11 protein-coding genes are annotated in these 12,045 nt (G+C 61.1%); 10 read left to right on the plus strand and 1 reads right to left on the minus strand.

Annotated features, from left to right (window positions below; all coding sequences use genetic code 11):
- The 7 genes from mreC (at position 1) to ACFOGH_RS09415 (ending at position 7,268) form a co-directional block, all read left to right on the plus strand.
- Entirely contained in the window at positions 1-930 is a 930-nt protein-coding gene (mreC, locus tag ACFOGH_RS09385; protein WP_380072807.1) for a rod shape-determining protein MreC, read from the plus strand.
- Positions 923-1,513 carry a rod shape-determining protein MreD gene (locus tag ACFOGH_RS09390; RefSeq protein WP_380072808.1) on the plus strand — a complete coding sequence of 197 codons (591 nt, stop codon included), beginning with the start codon at positions 923-925 and terminating at the stop codon, positions 1,511-1,513. Before mreC ends, ACFOGH_RS09390 begins: the two co-directional genes overlap by 8 nt.
- Positions 1,510-3,489 (plus strand): penicillin-binding protein 2, encoded by a 1,980-nt coding sequence (gene mrdA / locus ACFOGH_RS09395; RefSeq protein ID WP_380072809.1) that lies wholly within the window; start codon positions 1,510-1,512, stop codon positions 3,487-3,489. Before ACFOGH_RS09390 ends, mrdA begins: the two co-directional genes overlap by 4 nt.
- A 4-nt stretch (positions 3,490-3,493) precedes the next feature.
- A complete protein-coding gene (rodA, locus tag ACFOGH_RS09400) occupies positions 3,494-4,633 on the plus strand; it encodes a rod shape-determining protein RodA (protein WP_380072810.1) in 1,140 nt (379 codons plus the stop codon).
- Positions 4,634-4,637: 4 nt separating this feature from the next.
- Positions 4,638-5,258, plus strand: a complete 621-nt coding sequence (locus ACFOGH_RS09405; protein ID WP_380072811.1) for a DUF1345 domain-containing protein — start codon at positions 4,638-4,640, stop codon at positions 5,256-5,258.
- Positions 5,259-5,279: 21 nt separating this feature from the next.
- Positions 5,280-6,212, plus strand: a complete 933-nt coding sequence (locus ACFOGH_RS09410; RefSeq protein WP_380072812.1) for a 2-hydroxyacid dehydrogenase — start codon at positions 5,280-5,282, stop codon at positions 6,210-6,212.
- 144 nt (positions 6,213-6,356) lie between these two features.
- Positions 6,357-7,268 (plus strand): DMT family transporter, encoded by a 912-nt coding sequence (locus ACFOGH_RS09415; RefSeq protein ID WP_380072813.1) that lies wholly within the window; start codon positions 6,357-6,359, stop codon positions 7,266-7,268.
- A gap of 21 nt (positions 7,269-7,289) precedes the next feature.
- Here ACFOGH_RS09415 and ACFOGH_RS09420 read toward each other — a convergent pair whose 3' ends face one another.
- Positions 7,290-8,159, minus strand: a complete 870-nt coding sequence (locus ACFOGH_RS09420; RefSeq protein WP_380072814.1) for a MurR/RpiR family transcriptional regulator — start codon at positions 8,157-8,159, stop codon at positions 7,290-7,292.
- 154 nt (positions 8,160-8,313) lie between these two features.
- Between ACFOGH_RS09420 and ACFOGH_RS09425 the strand changes: the two genes are divergently transcribed.
- The 3 genes from ACFOGH_RS09425 (at position 8,314) to ACFOGH_RS09435 (ending at position 12,044) form a co-directional block, all read left to right on the plus strand.
- Positions 8,314-9,132, plus strand: coding sequence for an N-formylglutamate amidohydrolase (locus ACFOGH_RS09425; protein WP_380072815.1), 819 nt, complete (start codon positions 8,314-8,316; stop codon positions 9,130-9,132).
- Between the two features lie 90 nt (positions 9,133-9,222).
- Positions 9,223-10,587 (plus strand): glutamine synthetase family protein, encoded by a 1,365-nt coding sequence (locus ACFOGH_RS09430; RefSeq protein WP_380072816.1) that lies wholly within the window; start codon positions 9,223-9,225, stop codon positions 10,585-10,587.
- Between the two features lie 77 nt (positions 10,588-10,664).
- A complete protein-coding gene (locus ACFOGH_RS09435) occupies positions 10,665-12,044 on the plus strand; it encodes an aldehyde dehydrogenase family protein (RefSeq protein ID WP_380072817.1) in 1,380 nt (459 codons plus the stop codon).
- The last annotated feature ends 1 nt before the right edge of the window (position 12,045 follow it).

Raw genomic sequence — 12,045 nt, forward strand, 5'->3', positions numbered from 1 at the left:
ATGGCAAGAAACCGCATAGATCCCGAAGAATTCCACCGCCCGCTGCGCAGGGTTCTGGTGGGTCTTCTGATTTTGCTGATGGTGGGCCTGTTCTTTCTGTGGCGGATTGACAGCCCTCGGGTTGAACGCTTTCGCACCGCCTTGGTCGACCGTTTTGTTCCCAGTTTTCAATGGGCTGCGGCGCCGGTGACGTGGACGGCGGGGGTGCTGGACAACTTTCAATCCTATTCGCGGCTCTATGAGCAGAACCAGCAACTGCGCGAGGAATTGCGCCAGATGAAGGCGTGGAAAGAAGCCGCCTTGCAGCTGGAGCAGAAAAACGCCCGGCTGCTGGACCTGAACCACGTGCGGCTGGACCCGATGCTGACGCATGTCACCGGGGTGGTGCTCGCCGACAGTGGCAGCCCGTTCCGGCAATCGGTTCTGCTGAACGTGGGCGCGCGCGACGGCATCAAGGATGGCTGGGCGACGATGGATGGCATTGGTCTGGTGGGGCGCATCTCGGGCGTGGGCCAACAGATCAGCCGGGTGATCTTGCTGACCGACAGCAACAGCCGGGTGCCGGTGACGGTGCAGCCTTCGGGGCAAAAGGCGCTGCTTTCGGGCGATAATTCTGACCTGCCACCCCTCGATTTTCTGGAAGACCCCGATGAGGTGCGCCCCGGCGACCGTGTGGTGACATCGGGCGACGGCGGCATGTTTCCGGCGGGCCTGCTGGTGGGTTCGGTGGTTCTGGGCACCGACAAGCGCCTGCGTGTGACGTTATCGGCCGATTATCAACGGCTGGAGTTTTTGCGGGTGCTGCGCAGCCACGAATTGACCCCGATCACCGATCCGGGGGCTTTGGTGACATCGCCGCCGATCCAGGGCCCGCCGAAACCGCCGACCTCGCCCGAACCTGCGGCGGAAGCGGGGGACAGCAATGGTTGACGGCGCGACGCGAGAGGTCTGGCTGCACCGCGCGCTGTTTGTCGGCATCGCGCTGTTGCTGCTGTTCTGGCGATTACTGCCCCTGCCGATGGCGATGATGTCGGATTGCGCCGAAACGGCGGGATGGTGTCGCTTTACCGTCTGGCTGAACCGCACGCCGGGGCCTGATTTGCTGCTCTGCGTGATCTTTGCCTGGACGATGCGCCGACCGGATTATTTGCCTGCCCTGCTGATTGCGGCGGTGGTGCTGCTGGAGGATATGCTGCTGGATCGCCCGCCGGGGCTATGGACCGCGCTGGTGCTTCTGGCCTCGGAATTCGTGCGCGGTCGGGTTGCACTGACTCGTGAATTGAACTTCGGGGTCGAATGGCTATTGGTCTCGGGTCTGATGGTGGCCATGCTGGTGGTGTATCGGCTGACTTTTGCCATGGTGTTGCTGCCGCAGGCGGGCTTTGGCTTTGCGATGTTGCAAGTGCTGTGGTCGGTGATGTGCTATCCTGTGGTGGTGTTCCTGTCGCGCTATGTGCTGGACCTGCACAAGCCCGCCATGGGTGAAATTGATGCATATGGGAGACGGATGTGAGACGCGCACCCCGCGATACCGAAGCCACCGCGCGGTCTGTGACACGCCGGGCCTTGCTGATGGGCGGCGGCATGGCGGCGATGGTCGCGGCTTTGGGCGCGCGGATGCGGTTTCTGGGGGTCGAGCAGGCCGATCAGTTTCGCCTGCTGGCCGAAGAAAATCGCATCAATATCCGGCTGATCCCGCCTGCGCGCGGGCTTATTCAGGATCGCAACGGCAAGCTGATTGCGGGCAATGAGCAGAACTACCGCGTCGTGATCACCCGCGAAAACGCCGGCAAGACCGATGCGGAGGTCGAAGATGTGCTGAACCGTCTCAGCAACATCATCCCGATGACGGCGCAGGATCTGGCCGACGCGATGAAAGAGCTGAATCCGCGCGTCAACTCCGCCTTCGTGCCGATCACCGTGGCCGAACGGCTGAGTTGGACCGATTTCAGCAAGATCGCCATCAACGCCCCCGCCCTGCCCGGTGTCTCGCCCGAGGTTGGCCTGAGCCGCGTCTATCCGCGCGACGTAGATTTCGCACATGTGGTAGGCTATGTCGGGCCGGTTTCGGAAAAAGACCTGTCAGAGTTGAAGGAAAAAGAGGGCGCGGAGAATGTCGATCCGCTGCTGATGATCCCGCGCTTTCAGATCGGCAAGATCGGCGTTGAGAAGTGGATGGAAGACACGTTGCGCGGCTCGGCTGGCACCAAGCGCATCGAGGTTAATGCCGTTGGCCGTGTCATGCGCGAGTTGGACCGCGAGGAAGGCCTGAAGGGCAAAGACTTGCGGCTGACCATTGACGCCGATGTGCAGAATTTCGTGCAGGCCCGCTTGGGTGAAGAAAGCGCCGCCTGCGTGGTGATGGATGTCAACAACGGCGATATCATCGCGGCAGTATCCTCGCCCTCGTTTGATCCCAACCTGTTTGTGCGCGGGATTTCCAGCGCTGATTATGCCGCCCTGACAGAACATGATCACCGCCCGCTGGCCAACAAGGTGGTTCAAGGTGCCTATCCGCCGGGGTCGACCTTCAAGATGGTGACAGCGCTGGCGGCACTAGAGGCCGGGGTGATTGATGAGAACACCAATGTCCGCTGCCCCGGTTTCATTGAGGTTGGCGGCATCCGGTTTAACTGCTGGAAGCGGGGCGGGCATGGTGCCGTCAATCTGAAACGCGCGCTGTCGGAAAGCTGCGACGTGTTTTTCTACGATGTCAGCCAGAAGGCTGGCATCGATATCATGGCCGAGATGGGCCACAAGCTGGGTCTGGGGCAGCGCCACGATCTGCCGATGTCGGCGATTTCGGCTGGCACCATGCCCAACAAGGCGTGGAAGCAGGAAAAGTATCAGAAGGCCTGGGTGATCGGTGACACGATCAACGCCTCGATTGGTCAGGGCTATGTACTGGCGACGCCGCTGCAACTGGCGGTGATGGCCTCGCGTATCGCGGCAGGCAGGCAAGTCGCGCCGCGCATCATCCATTCGGTGAACGATATCGAGGTGCCTGTCGCCGAAGCTGAGGGGCTGGGCGTTGATGGCTCGAAACTGCGCGCGGTGCAGATGGGCATGTTTGAGGTGATGAACGGCGCGCATGGCACCGGGCGGGGGTCGCGGATTGCCGATGACACAATGCTTATGTGCGGCAAATCCGGCACGGCACAGGTGCGCAACTTTTCGGAAGCCGAAAAGCTGACCGGGGCGCGCAAGAACGAAAGCTTGCCTTGGCGGATGCGCGACCACGCGTTGTTCGTGGGCTTTGCGCCTGCCAATGCGCCGCGCTATGCCGTGTCGGTGGTGGTGGAACATGGTGGCGGCGGCTCGGCTGTTGCGGGGCCGATTGCGCGTGACGCTTTGCTGCGCGCCCTGACCGGGGGGATACCACCCATCAGCGCTTATCCCACCAACCAGCATGAATCGATCAAGAACATGCTGAATGACTTGCGCCTGCGCCTGCCCGATGGCAGCCAGCCAGAAGCCTCAAAGGTGTAGCGCGATGAGTTTTCTGGAATATCGGCTGAAACTGGCCCCCGCTGGCATTGCCAAGGTGTTCTATATCCAGTGGGCGCTGATCCTTGTGCTGATCGCGATTGCGGCGATTGGCTGGCTGATGCTGTATTCCATCGCGGGCGGCGATATGGACACTTGGGCTTTGCCACAGATCAAGCGGTTTGGCATGGGTCTGGGGCTGTTGTTCTTTGTGGCCTTCATCCCGATCTGGTTCTGGCGCAGCATGTCGGGGGTGTCTTACCTTGTGGCGATGGTCTTGTTGCTGGTGGTGCATTTTTTCGGCACCGTCGGCATGGGCGCGCAGCGCTGGATTGATCTGGGCTTCATGCGTTTGCAACCTTCCGAATTGATGAAGGTGACGCTGGTGATGATCCTAGCCGCCTATTACGACTGGCTGGATGACAAGAAAGTCTCGCGCCCGCTTTGGGTGCTGATCCCGGTGGTGCTGATCTTGGTGCCGACCTATTTCGTGTTGAAGCAGCCCAACCTCGGCACCTCGATGATGCTGATCCTTGCCGGGGCCGGGGTGATGTTCGCCGCAGGCGTATCGCTGTGGTATTTCGGCGTCGTGGCGGCTTTGGGCGGTGGCGGCATTGCGGCGATCATCATGTCGGAAGGCACGCCGTGGCAGGTGCTGCACGATTACCAATACAAGCGCATCCATACGTTTCTGGACCCGGCGGCAGACCCGCTTGGCACCGGATATAACATCATTCAGGCGAAGATTGCGTTGGGGTCAGGCGGTTGGGCGGGCAAAGGCTTCATGCAGGGCACGCAAAGCCGGTTGAACTTTCTGCCAGAAAAGCACACCGACTTTATCTTCACCACCCTTGGTGAGGAGTTTGGCTTTGTCGGTGCCATTTCTCTGCTGGCGCTTTACACGCTGGTGCTGGTGTTCTGCATCACCGCCGCGATCCAGAACAAGGACCGTTTCAGCCAGCTTTTGATCATTGGCGTGGCGATGAACTTTTTCCTCTATCTTGCCGTAAACCTGTCGATGGTGATGGGCATGGCTCCGGTTGTGGGGGTACCGCTGCCCTTGCTATCCTATGGTGGCTCGGCCACTTTGGTGATCTTGCTGGCCTTCGGGCTGGTGCAAAGCGCGATTGTGCACAGGCCAAGGTGAGCTGATGAAACGCCATATCCGCTTTGTGTTTGCCTGCCTGATCGGTGCGGTTGTGGCAGTGTTGGTGCAATTGACGCCATTGCCGTTCGAGTTGCGCGTGCTGGCCGCCGCCAATGCGTTTTTCGTCAGCTACCTTGCCCTGATGCTGCAATTTGCAGCGACGACATCTTCGGATGAATTGCGCACCCATGCCGAGCAGAATGACGCAGGCGCTGCGGCTATTCTGGTGCTGGCATTGGCAGCGGCGGGGATCAGCCTGACCTCAATCATCATGGTGCTGGGCGCGCCCAGTGACAGCACGCATGTGCGCCTGATAGCCCTTGCCTCGGTGCCGTTGGGTTGGGCTGCAGTTCATGTGCTGGCCGGGTTTCACTATGCCTATCTGTTCTACCAGCCGCACAAAGCGAAGACGCCCGCAGGTCTGGAATTTCCCGGCACCAAAACCCCCGACCCGTGGGATTTTCTGTATTTCGCTTTTGTCATCGGCATGACGGCGCAGGTCAGCGATGTCACCACCTCGTCGGCGCAGATGCGCAAAGTGGTGCTTTTGCACTCGATCGGAAGCTTCTTTTACAACACCATCATTCTGGCGCTGGCGGTGAATGCCGCTGTGACCAGCGCCTGATGATCTGACAGGACCAAGCCCATGACCCTGACCGTGTTTTTCTCTGCCCCCGCCGTGTGGGAGGAATATCGTGACCTGCTGCCGGGTCTGCTGGCAGAGGCCGGGATCGACGCCCGCGTGGTGACAGAGGCATCCGATCCGGCGGTGGTGGATTACATCATCTACGCGCCCTCCGCCCCGTTGCAGGATTTCACGCCGTTTACCCGCTGCAAGGCGGTGCTCAGCCTCTGGGCCGGGGTGGAGCGCATCGTTGGCAACCAGACCCTGACGCAGCCGTTGTGCCGGATGGTCGACAATGGCCTGACCGAGGGCATGGTGGAATGGGTCGTGGGCCATGCCCTGCGTCATCACCTTGGCATGGATCGCCACATCGTCAATCCGGGCCATGTGTGGGACGCGACCTGCCCGCCCTTGGCACGCGAGCGTAAAGTGGCGATGCTGGGGATGGGCGCTTTGGGCACCGCCTGCGCGCGGGCTTTGGCTGCACTGAATTTCAACGTGGTGGGCTGGAGCCGGACCGAGAAAACCACGCCCGGCATCCAAGCTTTCCATGGCGAGGCTGGGCTTGAGGCCGCCCTACGCGGCGCAGATATCGTGGTGACGCTGCTGCCGAAAACCCCCGAGACCGAGAATATCCTGAACGCCGCGCGGCTCTCGTGGTTGAAGCCCGGCGCGTTCATCCTGAATCCCGGACGAGGGCCGCTGATCGACGACGCGGCTTTGCTGGCAGCGCTGGACAGTGGCCAGATCGGCCACGCCACGCTGGATGTGTTCCGCATCGAGCCCTTGCCGCAGGATCATCCGTTCTGGAGCCATCCGCGCGTCACCGTGACGCCGCATATCGCCGCCGATACCCGCGCCACCGGGGCAGCGAAGGTGTTGGTCGAAAACATCCGCCGCAGCGAAGCGGGCGAGCCGTTGCTGCATCTGGTAGACCGCGCGCGCGGCTACTGACCCGGAATTTGCACAAGTTCCGGCCCGATTTCTGCGCAGAAATCGGCGGCGCTGCTGGTTTCGGTGCGATCAGCGCGGCAAAGGTCGCGTTTAGGCCAGACCTGCGCCCGCACCTCGCCGAGCCTGCCGCAAACGGGGGGCCACATGAGTTATTTGCGCGGCGCAATTCTGATCATCCTTGCCGGGGTGTTGTGGTCCACCCAAGGGCTGATCATCCGGCTGATCCCCGATACGGGGTCTTGGGCGATCCTGTTCTGGCGCTCGGCGGGGATGCTGCCGGTGCTGGCAGCGTGGATCGCCATGGCCGCTGGGCGTGATGTTATCACCGAGATGCGGGCGGTTGGCTGGGCGGGCGTCTTGGGCGGCCTTGGGCTGGTGATGGCGTTTTCGGGCGCGATCTATGCCTTTCAGGCCACCTCGGTCGCCAATGCGGTGCTGCTGTTCGCGGCCTCGCCGTTTTTTGCCGCCATTCTTGGTCGGCTGTTGCTGGGCGAATGGGTCAGCCCGCTGACGTGGTTTGCCATTGTGCTGGCGGCGGTGGGGATTCTGGTGATGGTCGGCGGCGGCCTTGCGGGCGGGGCGATGGATGGCAATATCGCGGCGCTTGTCTCGGCCTTGGGCTTTGCGATTTTCACCGTGACTTTGCGCTGGGGCAAGTTGGCTAATATGCTGCCCGCCGTGGCCTTGGGTGGGGTATTCTCGATGATTGCCGGAGCGATTGCCTTGGCAATTCTGGGCAAATCCGTGCTGATCCCGCTGCCCGAGATTGCGATTTCGGCGCTGATGGGGGCAGTCACGCTGACCGGCGGCATGTTGCTGTATACCGTCGGCAGCCGGGTGGTGCCCGCAGCGCAAGCCACGCTGTTGTCATTGGTCGAGGTCTTGCTGGCCCCGGTCTGGGTCTGGCTGTTGCTGGGCGAGACGGTGTCGCAAGGCACGCTGATCGGTGGCGCGGTGTTGCTGGCGGCGGTGCTGCTGAATGCTTATGGCGGACGGGCGACAAAGGCGCAGGGGGCTAGCCCCCTCGGCCTGCGGCCTCACCCCCAGGATATTTGAGCAGAGAGGATGACCAAAGCCTTAGCGATGGCGGCGGAAGAACCTTGTGCGTGCGTAAAGTTCTTCCAGCCGTTTCATCCGGCCTTCGGTAACATCCCATGTCAGATCCTGCACCGCTGCCAGCAGGGTTTCCACCAACACCATCAGCGAGACGTTGCTGTCCCAAGCTGACGGCGCTTCGATATGGCAGGCCAGGGTGTGACGGGCGTGGGCCGAAGCTGGCGAGATCCAGCGATCGGTGATCAGGATGATTTCAGCGCCGCGTTCCTTGGCCATTTCGGCCACTTGCAGCACGGCGTTCTCGTAGCGGCGGATGTCGAACACCAGCAGCACATCGCCCGGCTGCATATCGAGAAGTGCGGGTTGCCAAGTGGAGGAGCTGTCTGACAGCAGCGTCACTTCTGGCCGCACGATGGTCATCAACGAGGTGAAGTAATCGGCTATCGAATGGGTGATCCGCCCGCCCATCGCAAACACGTGCCGCGATGGATCGGCCAGCAAAGCGGCGGCGGCATCAAATTCGGCGTGGTCGATCTGGCCCAGAGTGGCTTGCAGATTGCTCATCACCGCATCGGCAAAGCGGTTCAGGATATGGGTTTCCGGCACGCCACCGGCCCAACGATCATGCTTTGCAATGGGTGAGACCAGCATCGCCTCGACCTCGCCGCGCAAAGCCGCCTGAAAATCGGGATAGCCTTTATAGCCCAGCTTTTGCGCCAGCCGCACCACGGTCGGGGTGGAAACCTGCGCGGCTTTCGCCAGAATGGTGATCGAGCCAAGTGCCGCCACCGGGTAATGCGACAACACATGGCTGGCGAGTTGCCGCTCGGCCCGCGTCAGGTCGGGCAAGGCGTTGCGCAGTTGCTCGTCTAGGGGCAGTCTGGCGTCCATATCGCTCTCCGCTTTGAGACAGACTAGCAGATCGCCGAATTTGGAAAAGTCAGTTTGGAAAAGATTGTATCAACGCCGCCCCATCAGAAACATTCTTGACAGAGCCACAGCAAAGAGTGAGCCTTCAGGCAGTTCTGGAGGATGACTCGCCACAATGCGCGCGGCTACACCCACAAAAGCGCCCGCCAAACCGAAGGCCACTTCGCCTGCGGCAAAGCCGTTTCTGCCGGTGATTGAGAATGAAGCTGCCACCGGCCGCATCGTGCTGGTCTGCGAACATGCGTCCAAACAGATTCCGGCGCGCTGGGGCGATCTGGGGCTAAGCGCCGATCAGCGTGAGGCCCATATCGCTTGGGATCCGGGTGCTTTGGCGGTCTCACGCGGGCTGGCGCAGCGCTTGGATGCGGTGTTGATCCATGCACCGGTCAGCCGCTTGGTTTACGACTGCAACCGCGCCCCCGATATGATGGGCGCGATGCCTGCGCGTTCAGAGGTGCATGACATTCCCGGCAATGCCGCGATTGCCACGGCGGAACGTCTGGCGCGGACCGAAGCGGTTTATCTGCCTTGGGCCACCGGCCTGCACGGGCTTATTGCCAAACGCATCGCCTTGGGCCTGAATCCCGTCATCGTGACCATCCATTCCTTCACGCCCGTCTATCACGGCAAGCAGCGGCGGGTGGAATTTGGCGTGATCCATGACGCTGACCCGCATCTGTCGGTGGCGATCCTGAATGCAGCGCACAAGCTGACCCGTCTGCACGCCGAGTTGAACGCGCCCTATTCGGCGGCAGATGATGTCACCCACACCTTGCGGGTGCAGGCCACGCCTTACGGTCTGCCCAATGCCATGCTGGAAATCCGCAACGATCTGATTGCAACCCCCGAAGCCGCCGCAGCCATGGCCGATCAGTTGGCGGCGGTGCTGAACATGGGGCTGGTCGAGATTCAGCGGCAGGCCAAGGCCAGTTGAGCGGTATCTGAAGATTTACCGGCGGGGCCCCTGCCCCAAGTGCAAATACCCCCGCAGCAGACGGGGACCTCAACAGCGGAGATACCGGATATGCCCGGCAATATGACACTCGCAGAACTGAAAGCCGCCGTGAAGGCTGGCGAAATTGACACCGTTCTGGTGGCAGGCATCGACATGCAGGGCCGCCTGATGGGCAAGCGCTTTCACGCGCAATTCTTCGTCGATGGCGGATGGGAAGAGACGCATTGCTGCAACTACCTTCTCGCCGTCGATATGGAGATGAATACGGTTCAGGGCTATAAGTCATCGAACTGGCAGACAGGTTACGGCGACTACATCCTGAAAACCGATATGAGCACCCTGCGCCGGGTGCCGTGGCTGGAAGGCACTGCGATGGTGCTGGGCGATACGCTCGATCACCACCATAACCCCGTGCCCCACGCGCCGCGCAACATCCTGAAGAAACAGGTCGAACGCGCCCGCGCCATGGGGTTTGATGCGATGATGGCGACCGAGTTGGAGTTCTATCTGTTTGAAAACAGCTACGAATCCCTGCGCGACAGCAACTTCACTGGGCTGAAGGCTGTCTCGGCCTATAACGAGGATTACCACATCTTCCAGACCACCAAGGAAGAAGACGTGATGCGTGCCGTGCGCAACGGGCTTTATGGCGCAGGCATCACGATTGAGAACTCCAAGGGTGAGGCCGATGCCGGGCAAGAGGAGGTGAACTATAAATACTCCGACGCTTTGGACACCGCCGACAACCACACCATCGTCAAGCACGGCATCAAGGAAATCGCCTGGTCGAAGGGCAAGTCTGTGACCTTCATGGCGAAGTATGATCACCGCAAGGCCGGATCGTCGTCACATTGCCACCAAAGCCTGTGGACCCTGGACGGCAAGCCCGCGTTCTTTGACGACAAAGACAAGCACGGCATGAGCCAGATCATGAAGCATTACGTGGCGGGCCAACTCGCCTATGCGCGCGAAATGACGGTGTTTCTGGCCCCCTACGTCAACAGCTACAAACGCTTCACCATCGGGATGTTTGCGCCGACCAAAGCCGTCTGGTCCGCCGACAACCGCACTGCGGGCTTCCGCATCTGCGGCGAGCATACCAAGGCGATCCGCGTCGAATGCCGCATCCCCGGCAGCGATGTGAACCCCTATCTGACCTGCGCCGCACTGCTCGCCGCTGGACTTGACGGCATCGAGCAAAAGCTGGAACTAGAGCCGGAAATGCAAGGCGACATGTATACGGCAGGCGATGTCCGCGAAATCCCGCATAACCTGCGCCAAGCCGCCGAATTGCTGAACGGCTCGGCGATGTATCGCAAAGCCTTTGGCGATGATGTGGTGGACCATTACCACCATGCAGCCCGGTGGGAGATCTCGGAGACTGACCGAGTCGTGACCGATTTTGAGATCCAGCGACTGCTAGAGCGCGCGTAAGTATGGTGCGTGATGTCACGCACCATTTTTCCCGATAAAGGTGCGTGAAATCACGCACCCTACCAAGGACCAAGACGATGAAACCGATTCAACTGATCTCTCCGGTCGATGGCTCGATCTATGCCGAGCGCATGCCGCTGACGCTGGACGCCGCGAAAGCCGCCGCTGCCCGCGCCAAAGCCGCGCAAAAGGGCTGGGCCGCGCTCCCCTTGGCCGAACGCATTGCGCTGGTGAAGGCGGGCGTGGCCAATCTGAACGCCAATGCCCCGAAAATCGTCGAAGAACTGGCATGGCAAATGGGTCGCCCCACCCGCTTTGGTGGTGAGTTTGGCGGCGTTAATGCCCGCACCGATTACATGTCTGAAATTGCCGAGGCCACACTTGCCCCGCAAACCATTGAAGACAGCGATAAATTCCGCCGCTATCTGGCACGTGAAGCCTTGGGCGTGGTGTTTATCGTCGCGCCGTGGAACTACCCATACCTGACCACGATCAACACCCTTGTCCCCGCCCTGATCGCGGGCAACACGGTTGTGCTGAAACACGCCAGCCAAACCATGCTGGTGGGTGAGCGTCTGACCGAAGCCTTCCACGCCGCTGGCGTCCCTGCGGATGTGTTCCAGAATGTTGTGCTGGACCACGCCACCACCGAACATCTGATTGCCAACCGCGCTTTCAATTTCGTCAACTTCACCGGCTCGGTCGGCGGTGGTCAGGCGATTGAGCGCGCCGCTGCAGGCACCTTCACGCCGCTCGGCCTTGAACTCGGCGGCAAAGACCCCGGCTATGTGCGCGCCGATGCCAATCTGGATGCCGCCGTCGATACGCTGATGGATGGTGCGATGTTCAACGCAGGCCAGTGCTGCTGCGGTATCGAGCGGATTTATGTGCATGAATCGCTCTACGATGCCTTCGTCGAAAAGGCTGTGGCTTGGGTGAAAACCTTGAAACTCGGCAACCCGTTTGAGGCGGACAGCACCCTCGGCCCGATGGCCAACAAACGTTTCGCCGCCGTGGTGCGCGGCCAGATTGCCGAGGCTGTCGCCGCAGGTGCCAAGGCGCTGATCGACCCCGCGCTGTTCCCGGCGGATGACGGCGGCGCCTATCTTGCCCCGCAAGTGTTGGTCAACGTCGATCACTCCATGCGGGTGATGATGGAGGAATCCTTCGGCCCAGTCGTTGGCATCATGAAGGTGAAAGACGATGCCGAGGCTTTGCGCCTGATGAACGACTCGCCCTACGGATTGACCGCCAGCATCTGGACTACCGATTACGACACCGCCGCCGCCATCGGCACCCAGATCGAAACCGGCACGATCTTCATGAACCGCGCCGACTACCTTGACCCGGCTTTGTGCTGGACCGGCTGCAAAGACACCGGGCGCGGCGGCTCGCTGTCCTATCTTGGGTTCCTGTCCGTCACCCGCCCGAAATCCTACCATCTGAAGAAAGTCTGAA

Source organism: Cypionkella sinensis (genome assembly GCF_042646385.1).
GTDB lineage: Bacteria > Pseudomonadota > Alphaproteobacteria > Rhodobacterales > Rhodobacteraceae > Cypionkella > Cypionkella sinensis.